At 55.1% G+C, this 20,921-nt stretch carries 19 protein-coding genes; 13 read left to right on the top strand and 6 right to left on the bottom strand.

Annotation, left to right across the window (positions count from 1 at the left end):
• Positions 1–114 precede the first annotated feature (114 nt).
• Positions 115–732, bottom strand: a complete 618-nt coding sequence (locus tag E0E17_RS14140; RefSeq protein WP_130834663.1) for a TetR/AcrR family transcriptional regulator — start codon at positions 730–732, stop codon at positions 115–117.
• A gap of 321 nt (positions 733–1,053) precedes the next feature.
• Here E0E17_RS14140 and E0E17_RS14145 point away from each other — a divergent pair, with 321 nt between their 5' ends.
• The 6 genes from E0E17_RS14145 to E0E17_RS14170 all read left to right on the top strand — a co-directional run bounded on the left by E0E17_RS14145 (position 1,054) and on the right by E0E17_RS14170 (position 7,460).
• Positions 1,054–2,226: an MFS transporter gene (locus E0E17_RS14145; protein ID WP_207302088.1), complete on the top strand. Its 1,173-nt coding sequence runs from the start codon at positions 1,054–1,056 to the stop codon at positions 2,224–2,226.
• A gap of 32 nt (positions 2,227–2,258) precedes the next feature.
• Positions 2,259–3,209, top strand: a complete 951-nt coding sequence (locus E0E17_RS14150; protein ID WP_130834665.1) for an alpha/beta fold hydrolase — start codon at positions 2,259–2,261, stop codon at positions 3,207–3,209.
• A gap of 32 nt (positions 3,210–3,241) precedes the next feature.
• Positions 3,242–4,333, top strand: a complete 1,092-nt coding sequence (locus tag E0E17_RS14155; protein ID WP_237680788.1) for an alpha/beta hydrolase — start codon at positions 3,242–3,244, stop codon at positions 4,331–4,333.
• A gap of 3 nt (positions 4,334–4,336) precedes the next feature.
• A complete protein-coding gene (locus tag E0E17_RS14160) occupies positions 4,337–5,167 on the top strand; it encodes an oxidoreductase (protein WP_130834666.1) in 831 nt (276 codons plus the stop codon).
• A gap of 904 nt (positions 5,168–6,071) precedes the next feature.
• A complete protein-coding gene (locus E0E17_RS14165) occupies positions 6,072–6,284 on the top strand; it encodes a DUF2767 family protein (RefSeq protein ID WP_130834667.1) in 213 nt (70 codons plus the stop codon).
• A gap of 651 nt (positions 6,285–6,935) precedes the next feature.
• The gene (locus tag E0E17_RS14170) at positions 6,936–7,460 is read left to right on the top strand and encodes a hypothetical protein (protein ID WP_237680789.1); all 525 of its coding nucleotides are present in this window, start codon (positions 6,936–6,938) and stop codon (positions 7,458–7,460) included.
• 238 nt (positions 7,461–7,698) lie between these two features.
• Here E0E17_RS14170 and E0E17_RS14175 read toward each other — a convergent pair whose 3' ends face one another.
• The 3 genes from E0E17_RS14175 to E0E17_RS14185 all read right to left on the bottom strand — a co-directional run bounded on the left by E0E17_RS14175 (position 7,699) and on the right by E0E17_RS14185 (position 11,165).
• Positions 7,699–9,204: a SulP family inorganic anion transporter gene (locus tag E0E17_RS14175; protein ID WP_165446232.1), complete on the bottom strand. Its 1,506-nt coding sequence runs from the start codon at positions 9,202–9,204 to the stop codon at positions 7,699–7,701.
• Between the two features lie 661 nt (positions 9,205–9,865).
• A complete protein-coding gene (locus tag E0E17_RS14180) occupies positions 9,866–10,276 on the bottom strand; it encodes a DUF2000 domain-containing protein (protein WP_130834668.1) in 411 nt (136 codons plus the stop codon).
• Positions 10,277–10,316: 40 nt separating this feature from the next.
• On the bottom strand, positions 10,317–11,165 hold the full coding sequence (locus E0E17_RS14185; RefSeq protein ID WP_130834669.1) for an AraC family transcriptional regulator: 849 nt from the start codon (positions 11,163–11,165) through the stop codon (positions 10,317–10,319).
• A 182-nt stretch (positions 11,166–11,347) separates the two neighbouring features.
• On the opposite strand from E0E17_RS14185, the gene E0E17_RS14190 reads away from it, so the two are divergent.
• The 5 genes from E0E17_RS14190 (at position 11,348) to E0E17_RS20240 (ending at position 16,241) form a co-directional block, all read left to right on the top strand.
• Positions 11,348–11,776, top strand: coding sequence for a MarR family winged helix-turn-helix transcriptional regulator (locus E0E17_RS14190; RefSeq protein ID WP_130834670.1), 429 nt, complete (start codon positions 11,348–11,350; stop codon positions 11,774–11,776).
• Between the two features lie 3 nt (positions 11,777–11,779).
• Positions 11,780–13,465, top strand: coding sequence for an MFS transporter (locus tag E0E17_RS14195; protein ID WP_130834671.1), 1,686 nt, complete (start codon positions 11,780–11,782; stop codon positions 13,463–13,465).
• Positions 13,462–14,556, top strand: a complete 1,095-nt coding sequence (locus E0E17_RS14200; protein ID WP_130834672.1) for an HlyD family secretion protein — start codon at positions 13,462–13,464, stop codon at positions 14,554–14,556. Before E0E17_RS14195 ends, E0E17_RS14200 begins: the two co-directional genes overlap by 4 nt.
• Positions 14,553–15,929, top strand: a complete 1,377-nt coding sequence (locus tag E0E17_RS14205) for an efflux transporter outer membrane subunit (protein ID WP_130834673.1) — start codon at positions 14,553–14,555, stop codon at positions 15,927–15,929. Before E0E17_RS14200 ends, E0E17_RS14205 begins: the two co-directional genes overlap by 4 nt.
• Before the next feature lie 138 nt (positions 15,930–16,067).
• Positions 16,068–16,241, top strand: a complete 174-nt coding sequence (locus tag E0E17_RS20240) for a hypothetical protein (protein WP_165446233.1) — start codon at positions 16,068–16,070, stop codon at positions 16,239–16,241.
• On the opposite strand, the gene E0E17_RS14210 is transcribed toward E0E17_RS20240, so the two are convergent.
• Entirely contained in the window at positions 16,229–17,392 is a 1,164-nt protein-coding gene (locus E0E17_RS14210) for a glycoside hydrolase family protein (protein WP_130834674.1), read from the bottom strand. The genes E0E17_RS20240 and E0E17_RS14210 overlap by 13 nt on opposite strands.
• Before the next feature lie 123 nt (positions 17,393–17,515).
• On the opposite strand from E0E17_RS14210, the gene ymdB reads away from it, so the two are divergent.
• Complete coding sequence (ymdB, locus tag E0E17_RS14215) at positions 17,516–18,085, top strand: O-acetyl-ADP-ribose deacetylase (protein ID WP_130834675.1); 570 nt, start codon at positions 17,516–17,518, stop codon at positions 18,083–18,085.
• Positions 18,086–18,116: 31 nt separating this feature from the next.
• Entirely contained in the window at positions 18,117–19,577 is a 1,461-nt protein-coding gene (locus tag E0E17_RS14220; protein ID WP_130834676.1) for a phospholipase D family protein, read from the top strand.
• Between the two features lie 33 nt (positions 19,578–19,610).
• Here E0E17_RS14220 and mdoC read toward each other — a convergent pair whose 3' ends face one another.
• A complete protein-coding gene (gene mdoC / locus E0E17_RS14225; RefSeq protein ID WP_130834677.1) occupies positions 19,611–20,735 on the bottom strand; it encodes a glucans biosynthesis protein MdoC in 1,125 nt (374 codons plus the stop codon).
• Between the last annotated feature and the right edge of the window lie 186 nt (positions 20,736–20,921).

Below are 20,921 nucleotides of genomic sequence, written 5' to 3' on the forward strand. Positions count from 1 at the left end.
AGATAGCCGAAGACCGCCAGTTTGATGCAGAATGCCAGGGGCTGGTGCTACCTTTTCTCTCACATCTGCCGTATCCGGCAGCACAATCCCCATTTCAGCGTGTAATAAAAATCTTTATTTCCTGGCTTTGCACAAATCCCACAGGGACATAATCGAGGTAATGGAATTATTGATATCCGTGAGAGCGGCACCGTCGCGCGCCAGGGTAGATACACCAAGCAGGAAGGCATCAAACGTCGCTGTCAGAGCCTGAATGTCGGTATTTTCACTCAGTTCGCCACGGTCAATGCCGCGCTGAATATTGCTGGCGAAGCCGGCACGGGTACGTTCACGTGATTTTGTCAGGGGCTCAACGACAGCAGCATTTTCTGCCGATGGCGCACTCATTACGCCTAAGCCGACCATACATCCTTTGGGATGACCAGGGTCACATTGCATCTTTGCGGAACGCCGTAATGTGGTTTCGATAGCGTCGCGTGGCGCCAGGCTGGTATCCCATAAAGATGCCGTAACCTGTCCGTAAGTGGACAGATAACGTTGCACACATTCCCGGAAGAGAGCCTCTTTTGAGCCAAAGGCAGCGTAAAAGCTGGGGGCAGAAATACCGTTATTGATGCCTGCTTTCAACTGACTGAGTGATGTTGACTCATAACCATTCTGCCAGAAAAGGTACATCGCCTGTTCGATTGCCTTGTCCCGATCAAAGGTTCTCGGGCGTCCCATTGTCGCCATTTTTTACTCCGCTTTTAACCTGCATCTTAACACTAACATACTAATCGATACATAAGTCGTTGACAAAGGTTTGCTCACACACTAGTGTATCAATCGGTACATATGAGGTGTTTTGACTTAATGTGATGTCTGGTGATCCCGGCCCGCCATTACTCCCCGTACCCCTGTACAACCAGGCAGGGGATAATCTTTACATTTAAATATATACCAATCGGTATATATGTGTCTGGCAAAATTATGGATAAGCACATCGTCTTTGACGCACCCCAAACGGCTAAGATAACGCCATCCCGCAGCGCCGTTGAACCGCAACTGCCGGTTATGGCCCTGCTGGCACTGGCAATGACGGGTTTCATCTGCATCATCACTGAGACGTTGCCTGCAGGTTTGCTGCCGCAAATCGCTGCGGGCCTGCAAATCTCTTCTGCGCTGGCAGGGCAACTGGTGACTGCCTATGCACTGGGCTCATTACTGGCCGCGATTCCGCTGACCATCGCCACCCAGGGCTGGCGACGCAGAAACGTGCTGTTATTGACCATCGTCGGGTTTCTTGTATTCAACTCAATCACCGCGCTATCTGCCGACTATCGGCTCACCCTTATTGCGCGGTTTTTTGCCGGTGTCGCTGCGGGATTAGCCTGGAGCCTGCTCGCAGGCTATGCGCGTCGTATGGTTGCTGTTAATCAACAAGGCAAAGCGATGGCAATTGCGATGGTCGGCACGCCCATCGCTCTATCGGCAGGCGTACCGCTGGGAACCTGGCTGGGTATTTCCATCGGCTGGCGCAGCACATTTGGCATCATATCCGGATTAACGCTGCTCCTGATGGTCTGGGTGCTTGCCAAAGTTCCCGATTACCCTGGCCAGGCCAGGCATGAACGACTGCCTTTAGGCAGCGTGTTTAACACTCCTGGCGTAAAACCGGTGCTGAGTGTGGTTATCACCTGGATGCTGGCTCACAACATTCTTTACACCTTTATTGCTCCTTTTGTCGCTCAGGCCGGTTTAACGGCCCATGTGGATCGGGTAATGCTGATCTTTGGTCTCGCAGCGTTATGCGCTATCGGGATTATCGGGCGCGTTGTCGACCATCACCTGCGGAGAAGTGTGCTGCTCAGCCTGGCCACCTTTGCCGTGGTCTCCTTACTGTTTGTCTGGATGGCACAGAGCGCGCTGGCTATCTGCCTCGGCGTGGCTATCTGGGGATTCACTTTTGGTGGTGCCGCCACGCTGCTGCAAACAGCGCTGGCTGATACTGCCGGGGAAGGCGCGGATATCGCCTTGTCGATGAACGTGGTTGCCTGGAACAGTGCGATTGCCGGTGGCGCTATTGTTGGCGGCATTTTGCTGAATAAGCTGGGAGTCACAGCCTTTCCCCCGGTGTTATTCATCCTGCTGAGTGGAGGATTCCTTATTACCTGGCTGGCACGCAGAGCCGGTTTTACGCCCGGACCACGTCAGACCGCGGTGACCAGCAGCGATATCGCTCCCTGAACCCCACGCTTTATTGTGAAAGGAAATAACCTATGTTTTGCAACGTAATGAAATCTCTGGGTGTGGTGCTTTCTCTGTTCCTGGCCGCCCCTGTTTTTGCTGCTAACACATTTCCCGTCCCGGCGGGCTTTACCAGCGAATACAAAGTCATCGATGGTGTGCGGATGCACTATGTTAAAGGAGGGCAGGGACCGCTGGTCTATCTGGTACACGGTTTCGGCCAGACCTGGTATGAATGGCATCATCTGATGCCGGAACTGGCCAGGAATCACACCGTCGTTGCCCCCGATCTGCCTGGTCTGGGGGATTCAGAGGTCCCGCCTTCTTACCGGGCGACTGATGTCGCACCGCTGCTGTATAAGCTTGCCATGCAGTTCAGTGGCGGTAAGCCTTTTGATCTGGTATCGCATGATATCGGTAACTGGAATACCTATCCCTTTGTGGTGACGCATGAAAACAACCTGCGGCGGGTTGTCTTTATGGAGGCACCGATTCCTGATGATACGCTTTACGCGTTCCCGGCTTTCACCCCGCAGGGGGAGTCGCTGGTCTGGCATTTCAGCTTCTTTACCGCCAAAAACAACCTCGCTGAAACCCTGATTGCAGGCAAAGAGCGCCTGTTTTTCGAGCACTTTATTAAAGAGCATGCCACCAATACGTCGGTATTTACCTCGCAGTTGCTGGATCTCTATGCCAACGCTTACGCCAAACCCCACAGCCTGCACGCCGCTTTTGCCTATTACCACGTGCTGAATCAGGGGGTCGAAGACAATAAGCGTTTGTCGCAGAGCAAAATTTCCCTGCCAGTACTGGCCATTGGCGGAGGCGGTCACGGCGGTATGGGTGAGTTACAAGTGAATCAGATTCGTCATTTCGCAACCAATGTAACGGGCAAGGTATTGCCGGGTTGCGGCCACTGGCTGCCGGAAGAGTGTTCCTTTGCCTTGAACAGTGCGGTGATCACCTTCCTTGATGGGCACTAAGCCTGGTCATCGGTAAGGAAACCGTTTCTGTTGTGCCAGCCAGCGCTACCCCCTGGCGCGTGCTGGCGTTATTAACCTCTGCTATCGATAAGGGTTATACCATGAACAGTCATCAACCTTACGCTCCCTGGAGCAAGACGCCAGCGCGCACGGTACGACGTGGGCATTTCTGGATCCCTGGCGATCGTATTGAACACAACGGCCTGACCTGTCAGCGCGGTCCGATGTATGTGGAATGGGAAGCGCCTGAGACCATCAGCCAGGCTTACCCTGTGGTACTGATGCATGGCGGCGGCTTTCAGGGCACCGAGTGGTTCGACACGCCAGATGGACGACCGGGTTGGGCGCAACGGTTCGTTGAGGAGGGTTATGTTGTGCTGGTTATTGATCGTCCCGGCCATGGCCGCTCGCCATTCCATGTAGATACGCTGGGCGAAATGGGGCCACCGTTTTCCTACGAAGGGGGGCAGCAGATCTATTTTCCGGGCAGTGATAAGCGTCACACGCAATGGCCCTTTGCTGCGGAAGATAAACAGGCCATGGATGAATTTATCGCAGGCTACGGCCCGCTCCCGGCCGATCTGGCTTTTTCCCAGACGCTGGATGCCGACCGCATGGCGGCTTTACTGGATCGTATTGGTCCCGCCATCCTGGTTACACATTCCGCATCGGGTCCGGACGGCTGGCTGATTGCCGATCGCCGGCCCGGACAGGTTAAAGCGATTGTTGCCATCGAACCGATGGGACCGCCGTTTGCCCATATTCCTGATATCGGCCTGATGGCATGGGGGATCACGGCTGCGCCGCTGGGCTTTGAACCGCCGGTAACCTGCGCGGAGGCTGTCCGTCAGACCCGGCCGGGCGCGTTGAAATTACCCGCGCTGGCGGAACTGCCCATTCTGATTGTTACCGCCGAAGCATCAGAATTTGCTGCTGCCAGCCCACCTACGGCGGAATTCCTGAACGCGGCAGGGGCCGCGGCAGAATTGCTGCATCTGCCGGATCTGGGGGTACACGGCAACGGGCATGGCCTGATTTACGAGAAGAATTCTGACGAAGCGCTGCAACCCGTTTTGCAGTGGTTACAAAAATGCATGCCCACACAGAGTAAATGCGGAGGATAAGTGATGAAAAAAACCTGGTTAATCACCGGCTGCTCAAGTGGTTTTGGCTACTATCTGGCTTGCGCCGTGGCGGAAAGAGGCGATCAACTGATAGCCACCGCGCGTAATACAGCCACTCTGCAGAGCCTGGTCGATCAGTTCCCCGACAGGGTGCGGGTTTGCGAGTTGGATGTCACACAACCAGAGATGATCCAGCGCGCTGTTTCGCTGGCGGACGAGGCATTTGGCGGCTTAGATGTACTGGTCAATAATGCGGGTTATGGCTTATTTGGCGCGCTGGAAGAAGCAGTGGCGGAAGAGTACCGACCCATGTTCGAGGTCAACGTGTTCGGGCTGATCGAGATGACGCGGGCGGCCTTACCCCTTATGCGCCGGCGGCGGGGAGGCCGAATCGTCAACCTCTCTTCCGGGGCGGGTATCGCAGGCTCGGCGGGTTCAGGCTACTACAATGCCAGCAAGTTTGCAGTTGAAGGGATGTCGGAAGCCCTGAATCAGGAAGTCGCGCCATTAGGCTTACGTGTCATTATTGTTGAACCGGGGCCGTTCAGAACCGACTTCCTGGGACGTTCAATGACCGTAGCAAAACAACAGATGGCGATTTATGAGCAGACTGCGGGTGAGCGACGCCTCTACCGGGAAAGCAACGATGGTAGGCAAGCGGGCGACCCGGCGAAAGCAATTGCCGTTATGCTTAACGCCATTGACAGTGATGAGCCTCCGTTGCATTTGCCCCTCGGTCCGCGTGCACATGCTATTGCTGATTGCAAGCTGGCGAGTTTCCGACAAGATATTGATCAATGGCGTCACCTTTCCATTGCGACTGACTTTGACTGACAGCAAAAATACGCTAACGGGGGTTAGCGTATTTCTCTGAATCAGAGTATTCGTTCCCATATCAAAGAGATGTCATAAATAAAACAGCCGCTTTATTAAGTGAGTGCTGTGACAGTCTGACAGATAACAAGTATTGCCCGCTTTTCATCAGCGTTAATTTTTTTCTTTCTCCCGGCAGAGGTTGCTGCTTCTGACCTGCGATATTTATTTACGTTCATAAAATGGCCGTGGGCAAGCTGAAGAGCGGATGCGCACTGTTATTTTCCTGTTTTTAAGCAAGCGCCCGAACATTAATAATGTCTGCGCGGGTAATTGTAACGCATGTGATCATCATCAGCGAAAAAATCTCGATTCTGATGACAACCTGATGAAGTATGGCAGCGCCAGGATAATGACATCACCAGCTTGTTAATTGCCCCGGGCTACTGGCTAAGCGACAGCAGCTGAACAAAAACTATACCTTCAAACAAAGCAGCCGCGTAGGGACGAGGCTGAAGCTGAAAATTGTCGTGAGGAAAATCCCAAAAAGAAGAGATTCCATGGGATAAAAGCTTGCACGGAAAAGATAATTACTCAATATTGTAGATCAATATACTCTGATAAGCGAAACAAACAGTGATATGTGCCACCTTAACTTTCGCTGCCCAAAGTGTGGATGTCGTCAGTTTATATTTACGACAAACTGCAACAGTAAAAAAACCCGTCATGGTGCTGTTTGCAGCGCTTGTGGAACAGCTCTTACTGTCGCTTCCTGTCTGTCGAAGCAGATGTCAGCGGACAAAACGGCCAAAAAATAACCCTTTGCATTGGCCTGGCCGAAAATATGTGACTTTTAGCACAATTTTCTCTGTCCTGATTCAGGAGCTGTACCAGGCTTAGAGGAGGTGGCTAACAGGAGGGCTAGATGAGCGACCATTTTGATGCATTTAATACGGAAGAAAATTACGCTGCGCTCTGTACTATTCTCGGCGATGCGGTGTTTAACATCCATCGTGAAGGTGGCTCTGTCAGTCAGGAGACCATTGTCCGGCGTCTGTCTCAGGAGCGACGGGACAGGAATGATAAGCTGGAAGATAAATATTACGAAGCGGTAATACGGGTGCTGTCGGCAAAATAGGAAGTTCCACTCCCTGTTGAACCGGTTGAAATCAGAGGCGATGGCCTGCGGCCATCGCTGACCGCTGCAGACCATGTCATCAGTTCTGATCTCTGTTCTGAAGCCGGGTATTTGTGCTTTCTCTTTCCTGCTCACGCATTCCTGCGTGCTGAGACTATGCAACAAGTGGCGGCTGCGCTAACGTCTGGTCTCTTTTGATAGCGGTTTACTACCGGAGAGCGGCTTTTTGATAAAGAAATATTAACAGATGGCTGATGCAGCTTGCCTGGTCCTGACTAAACATTCTTTTCCCGCGTCAGCGCTATGCGCGCGGTTTTTCCCGCAGTCAGCCCTTGTCTTCTTATTTATTCTTAAAAAAAAGTTTGGTGCGTACTGCTTTTTGCTGAAAGAAATAAACATTATTTCGGAATAGTGCCATTAAGCGCAGGGAAATCAGTAAAGATAAATCGATGTAAACTTCATTTGTGCTTTTTAAAACCTCGCTTTATTATCTGCAAACCTGACATCTGCAGACCAGTTTATTTCAGGGAAACGCATAATTCTATCATCTGCTCCTCAGGTTGGGATTATCCTCTGTAACCTGTCGGTTAACAGCAGCTGCATCAAACTGAAAGGAAAGACACAATAACATTCATTAAGGTCGGGGGCACTGTGAGGAATCATTTCAGGGCGTTTGTCACGCTATGCATACTTTGTGGACCAGGCTTTTTCTCCCGGGCTTCTGCTGATGAACTGGACCTCTATTCACTGCATACGGCTTCTTTTGTTTATCATCCTTATGGCTCGGATAAAAAATTCACGCAATATTTCAAGAATGAATTTATTGCTATCGAGCGCCGGATGGATCAAGACTCAGATTACAGTTTGTCGCTGGGGACGCTGAAAAACAGCGAAGGCAATCGTTGTATGCTTTTTGCTCTGGGTAAAAAGTGGGGGGAGTATAAAAAGTGGAGCTTTGAAGGACTCTATGCTTATACGGGCGAGTTCTTTTTTGATACCTTTTCCCATTGCGGCGACAGCGGTGCCTATCACGACCTGAAAAAAGCGACGGGTATTGGCTTTGCGCCCTACATTTATCACGGCGTAAAATACGACGTAAATGATTATATTGGTCTCAGATCGGGCTTCATTTTACCAGGTATTATCGTACTGAGCGTTCAGCTGCGCTTTAAATAAAAAACGGTCATCTTTTTGCCGAAACTGTGATGATTGTGCCTTTATCGCGGCAAAAAGTGATCTTGCAGCTTAAAAACAGCGTTGTTTAATTACAACATACTTAAAGAGTAAGAAACAGACAGTCCCTCTGCAGCAAACTAAACAGGGCGCTGCAGGGGAATGCTTTTTATAACTGGATGGCGACAGAAAACAGGGGCAGGAAGCCCGCCTGCGTCATTGCTGACGCAGGCTGTAGCGCTTAGCCTAAATTACCCGTCAGACGACGGTGAAAGTCGGTGCTGCGCAGGTCGAGGCCTTCAATCTTAACGGTTGCGCCATAACGCTGATAGCGGTGTTCAATTGCATCCAGGGCGGCAACGGTAGAAGCATCCCAGATTTGCGCATGGGTGAGATCGATGATCACCTGCTTCGGGTCATGGGCGTAATCAAAATGCTCAAAAAGATCGTTGCTGCTGGCAAAGAACAGCGGACCACGAACGTTATAGCGCACCTGCTCGCCATCCTCACTCAACTGGCGTTCCGCGTGGATCACATGCGCAACGCGGCGGGCAAAAAGAACCATGGCGATAATCACGCCCGCCAGCACGCCCAGGGCCAGATTACTGGTCCAGACGGTGACAGCAACGGTCAGCACCATCACAAAAGTTTCGGACCAGGGCATGCGTTTCAGGGTGGCGGGCTGCAGGCTATGCCAGTTGACGGTTTTCACCGCTACCACCATCATGATCCCCGCCAGCACTACCATCGGGATTTTTGCCATAATCTGGCTCAACCCGGTCACCAGCAGAAGCAGAACCAGCGCGGCAGCCACGGTAGAAACCCGGGTACGCGCTTTGCCCAGTTCAACATTTACAATGGTCTGGCCGATCATTGCGCAACCGGCAATGCCGCCATAAAAACCGGCAAAGATATTTGCGATGCCCAGCCCCCAGGATTCGCGACGCTTACTGGAAGGGGTATCAGTAAGATCATCCACCAGTTTCGCCGTCAGCAGCGACTCCATCAGCCCGACAAAGGCGATACTCAGGGCGGTTGGCCAGATAATCTGTAAGGTAGCCAGATTTAACGGAACCAACAGCTGGGTGAAGCCCGGCAGACCCGCGCTCATCGGGCCTTCATCGCCGACGTCTGGCACCGGATAACCCATCAGTAACGCCACGGCGGTCACCACCACAATCGCCACCAGCGGCGAGGGCACGCTTTTCAGCACGCGCGGCAGCAACAAGACAATCGCCAGCGTCACGGCAAAGAGTCCCCACACCAGACCGGACTGTCCCCAGACATGGGGGACCTGAGCAAAGAAGATCAACACTCCAAGCGCATTCACAAAGCCCAGCATCACCGAGCGGGGGATATAACGCATCATGCGCGCCAGGCCAGCGAGACCAAAGACTATCTGAATAACGCCACCCATCACGACCGCGGGCAAAATATATTCAACACCATAAACATGCACCATGGGACCGATAACCAGCGCGACCGAACCCGCAGCGGCGGTCACCATCGCCGGGCGGCCGCCCAGAATCGATAATGTCAGACACAACACCACGGAGGCGATCAGGCTCACCTTAGGATCAACACCGGCGATAACAGAAAAGGAGATCACTTCCGGGATCAGGGCCAGCGCAGTAATGACACCGGCCAGACATTCACGGGTGAGCAGTGCAGGCGAACGCAATACGCGTCCCACACTCAGTTCACTATCCACGGGCTCATGCGTAGTGACGTCGTTTGAATGACTCATAGATTGTTGCAGGCTCTTTTTATTTTCGCTCTCTGCACGGTAAAGGCAGAGAAAAATGAAGGAGATGAAAATCGTCACCGATGTTACCGGGCAACGCCGCCGGAAGCCAGCGTGAAGTGCAGGAGAAGAACCAGGTCAGGCACTGATCATTGTCAGGATAAAAAATGACCTCTGAAGGTGGAAATCCACAACACCTTCAGAGGCGACGCAATGACGTCATTCGTTACAGAATCTTTACAGGATTCATGGGGCATAAAGCTATACAAAACTGTTAAACATGTACAATATTTTCATGATCATTTTGTGCTAATCCTTTATATACATATAGTTATAACTGCTTCAGATTGTTATGAACAGCGTGAAAAGTTGTACAAGTTACTGTTGATTATTTTTTTGCTGTTGTAGTAAAGGTGCCTGCAGATGTGCTTCAGGCGCATAAATAAGCAAAGGAAATAGGGAGTTACGCCAGCGCATCCTCAGTATTGTGCGGGGAGGATCCAGAGGAGGCCATATGAACGGCTTTGGAGAGGGCTGTGTTGCGTATCAGAACGGGGCGGCAACCGGGAGTAGCGCGCCCGTGGGTGGGCGCGCTATCGCTAAGGGGGAACAGACGTCAAAAGCGCTTTTGCTGACCAGTTGACGCTGGCGGTCCCGGTTTTGCTTACTGACCGTACAAACGCAGTCTGGCCGTCAGTTTACGCAGCGCTTTTTTCTCGCCGACGATCGCCAGCCCCAGCAGGCGCCAGGCTTCGCCCGGCAACTGACGCATGGCTGCGCTGAAAGCCTGATAATCCGTTGTTGTCTGACCCTCTTCCGGGAACAGAATAAGGTCAAACGCTTCACCATCGCAGCGATCGCGCAGCGCGCTGAATTCCGCCTGACTGGCTGCCAGTACCGGAATACCCACCGGGATCAGACCCGGATAGTCACGCTGCCCGGCATCATACAGCGGCTCGCCAACAAAGCCCGGATGGCGCTGGCCAAGGGTCAGCGCAATCACTGCCGCAGCATTCGCCGCTTTGCCGGGCGCTAAGTCTTCATTCAAAATCATCACACATCGTTGTTCCTGCATCGCCATTTCTCCGTGCAAAAATCGTATCATGGCGAAACGTTTAGCGCGGGTCTGGAAGATTTGTGCAGGCGAGCTGATAACGGGCAGGGGTGAGATGACAGGCACGCTTAAACCAGCGGCCAAGATGACTTTGATCGGCAAAGCCGAGCTGTGCAGCAACATCGGCAGGTGGCTGGCCCTGTGCCAGTAAACGTCGGGCCTGACATAGCCGCAGCTGAATCAGCCAGGCGTGGGGAGGCAGGCCATACGCCGCCTGAAATTCCCGCGACAGACGGAAACGATCGACATCCAGCGCCTGAGACATGGCCTGCAGACCCGGATTCGCCGTGTGATGTGCTATCAGCCAGTCGCGCGCCCGCTGCGCCAGAGCCTTATCAGGGCGAAAGGACGGGGCGCTGTTACGCCACAGCGGATGCTGGCTGAGCAGCAGAAACAGGCGATCCAGCGCCGCTTCTTTTACCATCGTCACTTCATCCTGCCAGAGGTCATCGAAGCAGTTCCAGACGGCATGCGCCAGCTGATCATCCTGCTGTAGCGTGGCGGCAAAGTGCAACTCCTGGCCCGCCGGGGCAGCAGCAAAAAGCTCGCTGAGCTGCTGTTGCACATACGCCTGTGAAAAGTAGAGCATGCGGTAGGTAAAGCCGCAGGCGTCAATGGCGTCCCCATCATGGAGTTCTTCCGGTTCCAGCATGAACACCGTACCGGGACGGCTGCGATGTTGCCGACGACGGGAATGAAACTGCTGGATACCCTGTTCCGTCACGCCGATCAGATAACTGTCATGCCAGTGCGGGTCATAAGCATGACCGGTAAAGTGGGCGCGAATGGCTTCAATACCGCTGGCGCTGTCGCGGCGCAGGTCGATCCAGCTTTGAGGCGTGGTTATCATAACTTTTGCAGCTTCTCTTGCAGCGAACAGGAAAGGTCTAACATTTCCCGGCGTTGCGGGCAAGCGTAAGCCAGGAGAGAGGAAAAATTCCCTGGCGGAACCCCTTTTCCCTGCTATTTTTTAATGCGTATAATACCAGCACTATTTAGTTAGATATCTAACCATTAGAGCGCTATGTTTTGATGCCGCAATCGCAACATTTTTCCCGTCTGCTTCATTTAACTGCCCATGCCTGGCGCCTGGCGATTAACCGTCGTCTGAAAGAGAGCGGGCTGAGCATGAGCAGCTGGATGGCAATCGCCACGCTGGCTAATGAGCCGGCTCCCCTGACGCAAAAGGCGCTGGCGCAGCTGCTCGGGCTGGAAGAAGCCAGCGTCGTGACGCTGGTAGACCGCCTGGTGAAAAATGGGTTGCTGATGCGCGTTCAGCCGGCAGATGACCGCCGCAAGCGTCTGCTGGTCTTAACGGAGGCGGGCAATGTAGCCTTCGGTGAGGTGGAAGCGCAGGCAGACGCCTTGCGCAACGAATTGCTCAGCCAGATTAATCCCGACGATCTGGCAGTAACCCGACGGGTACTGCAGCAGCTGTTAACTTCTCTCGGGACGGTATAAACGGTGGCGAAACGTAATCCTTACGCACCCCGCGAGTGGCTGCCGCATGAAAAACCGATGCTGCCCGGCTCGCCCTCAACGCCCTTACATCCGACACCGAAACGTATCGCCTTCGGGCTCACGGGCCTGCTCATTTCCCTGACCGGTGCGCTGAGCAACGCGCTGGTCAGCGCCAATCTGATGAATCTGCAGGGCACCTTCGCCGCCTATTCCAGTGAGATCGCCTGGCTGCCGGCGGTCTATGTGATGGGGAATATCTCGATTAATCTGCTGCTGGTGAAATTCCGCCAGCAGTTTGGCCTGCGCCTGTTTACCGAAGCCTTTCTGGTGCTCTACACGCTGTTGGCCTTCTTTCACATCTTTTCCAACGACCTGCAGTCGGCGATTATTGTGCGTACCGCGCACGGGATGGCGGCGGCGGCGCTCAGCTCGCTCGGCATCTATTATCAAATTCAGGCCTGGCCCGCGCAGCACCGGCTGAAGGCGCTGGTGATTGGCCTGACCGCCTCGCAACTGGCGATCCCGCTGGCGCGTCTCTTTTCTACCGAGTTGCTGCAGCTGGAGGAGTGGCGCGGGCTCTATCTGTTTGAACTGGGGCTGGCGTTGATTGCACTGGGCTGCGTGCTGATGCTGAAATTACCGCCCGGAGATCGCGTTAAAGCCTTCGAAAAACTCGATTTTGTAACCTTTATCCTGATGGCACCGGGGCTGGGGCTGCTCTGCGGTGTGCTGTCGCTGGGACGTATCGACTGGTGGTTTACCACCCCGTGGCTTGGTATCTGTCTGATGATTGCGCTGGTATTGATTGTGGCTGCCGTGCTGGTGGAACACAACCGGCAGAATCCCCTGATCAATACACGCTGGCTCAGCAGCGGCTCGATGGTGCGCCTGGGCATTGTGATGATCATGATACGTATCGTCCTCGCGGAGCAGAATACCGGTGCGGTGGGCTTTTTACAGCAGCTTGGTCTGCAGAACGATCAGATGCGTGGCCTGGCGCTGGCGATTATTACCGGCGTTCTGACGGGCATGATAGTGAGTGCGCTGACCCTCAGGCGCGACCATTTTAACTGGCCGATTGTCACCTCGCTGGCGATTATCGTTGTCGCCTCACTGATGGATGCCCATTCCAGTCCTCTCACCCGTGGCAATAACATGTACCTGAGCCAGTTTCTGCTCGGCTTCAGCAGTACCTTTTTCCTGACGCCCGCGTTGCTGCTGAATATCGGCACCGTGGTAACCCAGCCGAAGAATCTGGTAAGTTTTGTGGTGCTGTTTGGCATCAGTCAGAACCTGGGGGGTCTGATTGGAGCCGCGATCCTCGGCACCTTCCAGGTGGTGCGGGAAAAATATCACTCCAGCCAGCTGGCCGATCAACTGTCGCTGTTGAATCCCAACGTCACAGAACGCCTTAACCAGTACAGCGCGCTGTTCAACAGTCAGCTCAGCGATCCTGCTCTGCTGAGTGCGCAGAGCACGGCGCAGCTGCAGCAGGTGGCGACGCAGCAGGCTAACATTCTTGCTTATAACGATACCTATTTACTGACTGCCAGTTTAGCCAGCATCACGCTGATGTGGGTGCTGTGGCGCCTGGGTCGCCGACGCTTTCTTGACTGGCGTCAGGCACGTCTTAATCCGGCCACACCTCCGCAGGCAGCCACTTCAGTCACCACAACGGAGCAACAATGAGTCAGCAGGATGAAAACCAGACAGCAGAACGCAAACGCATCAGGCGGCGACAGATGTTGTCGATTATTGTCGGCAGCGGCATCGCCATCGTTGGCATATTGGTCATTCTTTATGCCTGGCAGCTGTGGCCCTTTACCAGCGCGGTACAGAGCACAGAAAATGCCTATGTGCGCGGCCAGGTGACCTTTATCAGCCCGCAGGTCAATGGTTATCTGACCGAGGTTAAGGTGATCGACCTGCAGCCGGTGAAAAAAGGGGAGCTGCTGATGACGATTGACGATCGTATCTACCGTCAGCGCGTGCATCAGGCGCAGGCGCAGCTGGCGATGAAACAGGCGGCGCTTAACAACAATCTGCAACAGCGGCGCAGTGCCGAAGCCACCATTCTGAGCAACAAAGCGGCCATTGAGAATGCCAGAGCGCAGGCGTTAAAAAGCAGTCTTGACCTGAAACGGGTCGAAAATCTGACGGCAGATGGTTCACTCTCTGTCCGCGAGCGCGATGCCGCACGCGCCGCCAATGCGCAGGCGCAGGCGCAGGTGCGTCAGGCGGAGGCGACGCTGGCGGTATCACAGCAGAATCTGCAAACGGTAACAGTGAATCGCGCCGCGCTGGAAGGAGATGTAGAAAGCGCCCGAGCCGCGCTGGAGCTGGCGGAGATTGATCTGGCGAATACACGTATTCTTGCCCCCGAAACCGGCCAGCTGGGGCAGCTTTCGGTACGTAAGGGCGCTTATGTCACCGCCGGGACGCGCCTCACTTCTATTGTGCCCGACAGCAAATGGGTGATCGCTAACCTGAAAGAGACGCAGATGGCCTGGGTGCGACCGGGCCTGCCGGTGAGATTTACCGTCGATGCGTTGAACGGCAGAGAATTTACCGGCAGCGTGGAGTATATCTCGCCAGCGGCGGGGTCGGAATTCAGCGCCATTTCGCCCGATAATGCCACCGGCAACTTTGTGAAAATCGCCCAGCGTATTCCGGTGCGGATCAAAATTACCTCGTCAGAGCAGGCATTGCTGCGCCCCGGTATGTCAGTGCAGGTGCATATTGATACTTCTTCAGCGATAAATGCCGGGGATGCGCCATGAGTCGGCCAGCGCTGATGACGATGTTGCTGCTCCTGACCCTCAGCGGCTGCGTGACCCATGTGGAAAAAGCGCCTTCTTCACTGCCGATCCCCCCTGCATGGCGTAATCAGGCGGGGCCGGGGGCTGCGCCAGAAGCGAACTGGTGGCGCGCCTTCCGCGATCCGGCCCTGAGCCAGCTGGTGGAGCAGGCGCTGCGCCATAACCCGGATATTCTTACGGCGCGGGCGCGGGTGGATGAGTATCGTGCCCGCTTACGTGCCACGCGCGGCGATGATTTCCCCGCGCTGAGTGCGGGTGTCGCCGCAACCCGTGAACGTACGCTTTCCGCCGCTACCGGCCAGCCTTATGAAACCGCGGTTTTTCAGGGACTGCTGCAGGCGAATTACGATGTTGATCTCTGGGGAGCCCGCAGCAGCAGCGTCGATGCCGCCCGGGCTTCGCTGGCGGCGCAGCAGGCGGCCGCCGCCGCTGCGGAACTGACCATTGCCAGCTCCGTGGCCTCCGGTTATCTCAATCTCTGCGCGCTGGATGAACAGCTGCGCGTGACGCGCGCGACGCTGGAAACACGGGAAAATTCATTGCGTCTGGCGGAGCGCCAGTTCCAGACCGGCTATACCTCGCGCCTGGAGTGGATGCAGGCGGCTTCCGAGTATCAGACGGCGAAAGCGCAGGTGCCGCAGCTGGAACATCAGATCGCTGAACAGGAAAATGCGTTGAGCGTTCTGGTAGGCATGAACCCGCGCAACATCGCCCGCAGCCCCGGTTTTGATCAGATTATGCCGCATCAGTTACCGGCATTGCTGCCTTCGCAGCTGCTGGATCGGCGCCCTGACATTGTTCAGGCGCAACGTCAGCTGATCGCGGCCGATGCGTCGCTCGCTTCATCACGGGCGCAGCTGCTGCCTTCGCTCAATCTGACCGCCAGCGGTACCTTGCAAAGTTCCGTCCTGCATCAGCTGGTGGATAATCCGTTTCGTCTCTGGAGCATCGGCGGCAGCGTGCTGGCACCGCTCTTTAACCGCGAAGCGCTCACAGCACAGGTGGATGTCGCCATGGCTGCGCGCAATCAGGCGCTCTACGGTTACGAGCGGGTGGTACGCAATGCCTTTTCCGAGGTGAATACGGCAGTAGATGCTATCCGGCACGGCGAAGAGCAGCTGGCGGAACTGCAAAAGCAGGAACAGTTTGTCGCCGAAGCGTTACGCATCGCCCATAACCGCTACCAGAACGGCTATGCTTCCTATCTGGATGAACTCGATGCCCAGCGCACCTTGTTCAGCACCCGGCTGAATCTGGTCGCCGTGAAAAACAACTTACTGCAGGCGCAGATCGATCTCTATCGCGCACTGGGCGGCGGCTGGCAGGGTAGTTAACTGATCGACTTCACAGGCGTTTTCCCTTGCTGGTGCTTGCAGCCCGTGCCGGGACGCTTATAATCGGCGTTCTGATGCTGACCCTATGGATGGGCTGACTGTCGGATCATGGAGCCGTACACCCGCAAGGAGATATCGATGGAAGCCAGAGATGACCTCTTAATCGCGATTATCGGATTACTCTCCGCCTGTCTGATTGGCGTCGTGTTCCTGTTCACCATCACCTGGCTGACCGATGTGCGTCACGCCAGCGACGCAGAGCTGGATGTGTACACCTGCCCTCTGCAGGCGCCGCCTTCTCAACGCTCCTGATAGCGGTCCTGCATTTTTATCTGCTGGCTGCGCAACTCCAGCGCCAGCGCCTCATGTAACGGGCGATTGCCGTTAGGATCGCCCAGTCCAAACAGCGCGCCGGGCAAACGCCGATCGTCCGCCCAGGCCGGGTATTCCACCACCGGATAGAGCGAAATACCTTCTATGGCAATGCCGGCATTCAGGGCCAGCGACACCTCATCACTGACTTTTCGCAGCCAGGGCGCGCGCGCTTCCCCCTCGGCACCGGTTTCCGCCAGCAGCATCGGGCGGCTATAACGTTGCCAGTATTGCTCCAGTAATTTGTGTAATGGCAGCCGTGCCGGATGATCCTCCTCCAGCGTCTCGTCAGGGAAGAACCAGTGGTTATCCGGATAATAGTTGAGGCCAATAATATCCAGATTCGCTTCCTGTCCCCCCAGTTCAGGAGCCTGCCTGCCCGCCAGCATGTCCCAGGCCTCAAACTGCGCCTGATGCTGCGCATCCGCCCAGGGTTTGCTGTCAGGATTTTGCGGATGGGTCGCCACCTGAACCAGAGGATCGGTTAATACGAAACGCGCATCGGGAAAAACTTCACGGATCGCCGCCATCGCGGCCAGCGAGGCGCGCACCAGCTGCCGCTTCAGCTCTTTACCGCGCTGAGCGCTGTTGGGGTTCAGCCAGGCCACATCCGCGCCTGCCCATGACCAGAAAGAAATCTGATTAACTGGCGTAAAGAAGGGGTGCGTCACGCCCTCATCGCGCATCAGTTGTGCCATGGTGCGGGCAAAACGCTCAAAATGGTCGACGAAAGCGGCTTTCCAGATATTCAGATGATCGGGATAACCAAAATGGGCCAGCTCCCAGATGATCTCCATACCGTGGCGTTCGGCGGCATGAATCATCGGCAGAAACGTCTCCCACTGATATTCACCCGGATTTTTCTCAATCAAATACCAGCGCGCGCCATCGCGCGCCGTCAGTAAATGCCGATCTGCCAGCGCAGCATAATCTTTGTCCAGTAACATATCGTGTCCGCTGCTGATCACCATATCCAGCCGTTTCCCTTCCGCGCGGCGCGCAGTAGAGCAGGGGAAGCTGCCCTGAAAAAAACTGCGGAACAGGCGCGGGTGATAGCGTTGCGGTCTGGCGGTAAGGGGCTGATGGTTCATTTTCCTCTCCTTCCGGGCGATCGCCGGACACAGAATGTCCCGCTAAGTCTAGACTAAAAAGCAGAGCGGACATTCCCGCCATGAACAAACGCCGTCAGCAACGTTTTGCAGAAGGAGAAACGGATGACAAACCGTATTCGTATTGTGCGTGGCGATATCACACGTTTGCAGGTGGATGCCATTGTGAATGCAGCCAACCCCTCCCTGATGGGCGGCGGTGGGGTAGATGGCGCGATTCATCGTGCCGCTGGTCCCGCACTGCTCGCCGCCTGTCGCAGAGTGGTGGCTGAACGGGGGGAGTGCGCGGTGGGTGACGCGGTCGTGACGGAAGCGGGCAATCTCAGGGCGCGCGCCGTGATCCACACCCCGGGACCTGTCTGGCGCGGGGGGCTGCAGGGCGAAGCGCAGCTGCTGGCCAGTGCGTATCGCAATAGCCTGCTGCGCGCCCGGGAACATCAGTTTGCCAGCGTGGCTTTCCCTTCCATCAGCACCGGGATTTACGGTTATCCTAAGGCACAGGCGGCAGAGATTGCTTTTACAACGGTACTGGCGATGCTGCAGCAGAGCGAATGGCCGCAGCAGGTGTGGTTTGTCTGCTTTGATGAGGAGACCTTCGCGCTCTATGAACGTTTGCTGGTGAAAAGGCCACACTCGGAAGGGTCGTATAGCCCGCAGGCGCGGGACGAGAAATAATAAAAAAGCGAGACTGAAACAGGGAACGGGAATGACAGAAGCTTTGGATTTTAATCAGCAGGCACTGACACCGGACTGGCTGAGCCAGGCGGTGAAAGCGCGTACCGCCTGTCATCCCGGGCTGAGCGGTATTCATCCGCTGAACGATGGCCTGGATGCTTTTGCGGCGCGCTATCTGCTCATTGGCCTGGCTGAGCGTACTATCGATATACAGTATTACATCTGGCAAAACGATATGTCGGGTCGTCTGCTGTTTAGTGCGCTGCTGGAGGCCGCCACCCGGGGCGTTAAAGTCCGGCTACTGCTGGATGACAATAATACGCCGGGGCTGGATGAAACCCTGGCGGAGATGAATCGCCACCCCAATATTGCTATCAGGCTGTTTAATCCTTTCTCCTTCCGCATGTTGCGCGCGTTGGGCTATCTCACCGATTTCGCCCGCCTGAACCGCCGGATGCACAACAAGAGTTTCACCGTGGATGGCGTCGCCACGCTGGTTGGCGGGCGGAACATCGGTGATGAATATTTCGGCACGGGAGACGAGCCGCTGTTTGCCGATCTTGATGTGCTGGCGATTGGCCCGGTGGTTCAGGAAGTCTCTGATGATTTCGAGCGCTACTGGCACAGCAAGGCAGTCGCGCCGTTGCAAACCGTGGTGGAGAGCAACGGCGATCCCCGCGAAGCAGTGCGCCTGCCGGAGGCGTGGCAACATAGCGAGCCGGTACTGCGCTATATGCAGCGGCTGGAAGATACCCATTTTGTCAGTCAGCTGGCCAGCGGTACCCTGAATATGACCTGGGCGAAAACGCGTTTACTGAGTGACGATCCGCGCAAAGGCCTGGGCAAAGCGCGGCGCGGCAGTTTGCTGCCGCAGCGGATGCTGGAGGTGATTGGCAAGCCGCAACGCCAGTTCGATATCATCTCAGCCTATTTCGTTCCGACGCGCGCCGGGGTAGCTCAGCTGCTCGCTTTGCGGCGTAACGGTGTCGATATCGCGATTCTGACCAACTCGCTGGCGGCCAATGATGTGGCCGTAGTGCATGCCGGTTATGCCAAATGGCGTAAAAAGCTGCTGCGGCACGGCATTGCGCTCTATGAACTGAAGCCGCAGTTTAGCATTAACGAGGCGCCGCACGACCGGGGACTCACCGGTAACTCCGGTTCCAGCTTGCATGCGAAAACCTTTACCGTGGATGGCGATAAGCTGTTTATCGGCTCGTTTAATTTTGATCCCCGTTCAGCGCAACTGAATACGGAAATGGGCCTGGTGATCGAGAGCGAGGAGCTGGCGCAGGAGATGCATCAGCGCTTTAGCCAGTCGCTGCGCGATCGCGCCTGGGCTTTGCGGCTGGATAAATGGGGGCGGGTCAACTGGGTTGAATTTCCCGGCGAAGCGGGCGAGGTGGTGCATAAACATGAGCCGCGCTGCACCCTGTGGCAGCGGCTGCTGGTCAGGCTGGTGTGGCGGCTGCCGGTGGAGTGGCTGCTGTAAGGCGGTCAGCCCGGCGAGACTGACCGCCTGCGCTTACTGGCGGTTGATTTTGCCGGAAAAGAGGAATTTCAGCAGCGGAATGCGCAAATGAATCTCATACAGAGCAAAAGCCAGCGCGAAGATCAGCACCAGGCCAGCGAAAAAGCCCAGCGTATTGCTGGCGATATGGGGCGTAATGAAAATGCCATACAGCAGCGTCAGTGGATGGTGCACCAGGTAGATAAACAGCGAGGCGTTGACTAAATAGATAATGCGGGGTGAATGCGAGTTCAGCCACTTATGACCAAAGCAGAAACAGACATTCAACATACAGAGCCCCATCAGCGTGGTGATCAGCGCGTCGAGTTCATAGAGCCAGCCTTCGCCACTGCTGAAACGCTGGTTTGCCATGTAGATGAAAAACATAATCAGCGCGCCGCCGAACATCAGCGGATTAAAACGCACAAACAACGTTTTAAGCGCCGGATGTTTCCAGGCCAGCGCCCCCAGCATGAAAAAGGGCAGATAAAACAGGGTCTGCAACACGGCGATGCTGAACAGACCATCCATCAGCCACGCGGGCAGAAAGATAAAAATCAGGCGGCGGAACAGGCACCAGAGCAGGGCCCAACCCAGCAGCGCCAGTGCCACTTTGCCCCAGCCAACCCGGGCATAATCTCTGTGGTGATGCTGGTCACGCAGCCAGCGGAAGGTGACTCTGCCCAGCACAGTAAGCAGCACCAGCACCAGCAAGAACCACAGATGGGAGATCAACTCCCACATCAGGGTATTATATTTTTGATAGAGGGTGAAACTGCTCCAGTCGCCAATTTTTTGCGACCACTCCTTTAGCATAAAAAACTGCGGCAGCGTGATGAGCGGCACCGCGGTAAGCAAGGGGATACCGACGCGCTCAAGACGCACTTTCAGCCAGCGCTGCGGCTGATAACGCAGATAGAGCATGTAGGAGAAGTAACCGGAAATGACAAAAAACACCTGCATGCGAAAAGCATGAATAAAGTCATTCAGTACCGTCAGCCAGAGCGACGGGTCACTGCTGTTAACGGCCCAGCGCTGGCTGGAATAGATCAGGGAAACATGAAAGGGCACGCCTAAAAGCATCAAATAAGCCCGGATCGAGTCGAGAAAGTATTCGCGGTCAGTTTTTATTGTACTCATAAATTTCCAGTAATCAGTACCTTACACACGGTTTCACCCTGAAACCCGCCGATGCGTGCAGAGGATTCTACAAGCTGACGGCAAGGTATACTATCAGTTGTATCCGGATCGTTTAATTATCTGAAAAGGGCGCTCAGGAGTTGAGCTGTAAGGGAACAATCTTCTGTGTACGCTGTCGGAACACGG

Origin of the sequence: [Erwinia] mediterraneensis (assembly GCF_900604315.1) — a bacterium.
Classification (GTDB): domain Bacteria; phylum Pseudomonadota; class Gammaproteobacteria; order Enterobacterales; family Enterobacteriaceae; genus Pantoea; species Pantoea mediterraneensis_A.

Coding starts and splice junctions, on each gene's coding strand:
- E0E17_RS14140 (WP_130834663.1), bottom strand. CDS start 732: ATGGCGACAATGGGACGCCCGAGAACCTTTGATCGGGACAAGGCAATC.
- E0E17_RS14145 (WP_207302088.1), top strand. CDS start 1,054: ATGGCCCTGCTGGCACTGGCAATGACGGGTTTCATCTGCATCATCACT.
- E0E17_RS14150 (WP_130834665.1), top strand. CDS start 2,259: ATGTTTTGCAACGTAATGAAATCTCTGGGTGTGGTGCTTTCTCTGTTC.
- E0E17_RS14160 (WP_130834666.1), top strand. CDS start 4,337: ATGAAAAAAACCTGGTTAATCACCGGCTGCTCAAGTGGTTTTGGCTAC.
- E0E17_RS14165 (WP_130834667.1), top strand. CDS start 6,072: ATGAGCGACCATTTTGATGCATTTAATACGGAAGAAAATTACGCTGCG.
- E0E17_RS14175 (WP_165446232.1), bottom strand. CDS start 9,204: ATGAGTCATTCAAACGACGTCACTACGCATGAGCCCGTGGATAGTGAA.
- E0E17_RS14180 (WP_130834668.1), bottom strand. CDS start 10,276: ATGCAGGAACAACGATGTGTGATGATTTTGAATGAAGACTTAGCGCCC.
- E0E17_RS14185 (WP_130834669.1), bottom strand. CDS start 11,165: ATGATAACCACGCCTCAAAGCTGGATCGACCTGCGCCGCGACAGCGCC.
- E0E17_RS14190 (WP_130834670.1), top strand. CDS start 11,348: ATGCCGCAATCGCAACATTTTTCCCGTCTGCTTCATTTAACTGCCCAT.
- E0E17_RS14200 (WP_130834672.1), top strand. CDS start 13,462: ATGAGTCAGCAGGATGAAAACCAGACAGCAGAACGCAAACGCATCAGG.
- E0E17_RS14205 (WP_130834673.1), top strand. CDS start 14,553: ATGAGTCGGCCAGCGCTGATGACGATGTTGCTGCTCCTGACCCTCAGC.
- E0E17_RS20240 (WP_165446233.1), top strand. CDS start 16,068: ATGGAAGCCAGAGATGACCTCTTAATCGCGATTATCGGATTACTCTCC.
- E0E17_RS14210 (WP_130834674.1), bottom strand. CDS start 17,392: ATGAACCATCAGCCCCTTACCGCCAGACCGCAACGCTATCACCCGCGC.
- ymdB (WP_130834675.1), top strand. CDS start 17,516: ATGACAAACCGTATTCGTATTGTGCGTGGCGATATCACACGTTTGCAG.
- E0E17_RS14220 (WP_130834676.1), top strand. CDS start 18,117: ATGACAGAAGCTTTGGATTTTAATCAGCAGGCACTGACACCGGACTGG.
- mdoC (WP_130834677.1), bottom strand. CDS start 20,735: ATGAGTACAATAAAAACTGACCGCGAATACTTTCTCGACTCGATCCGG.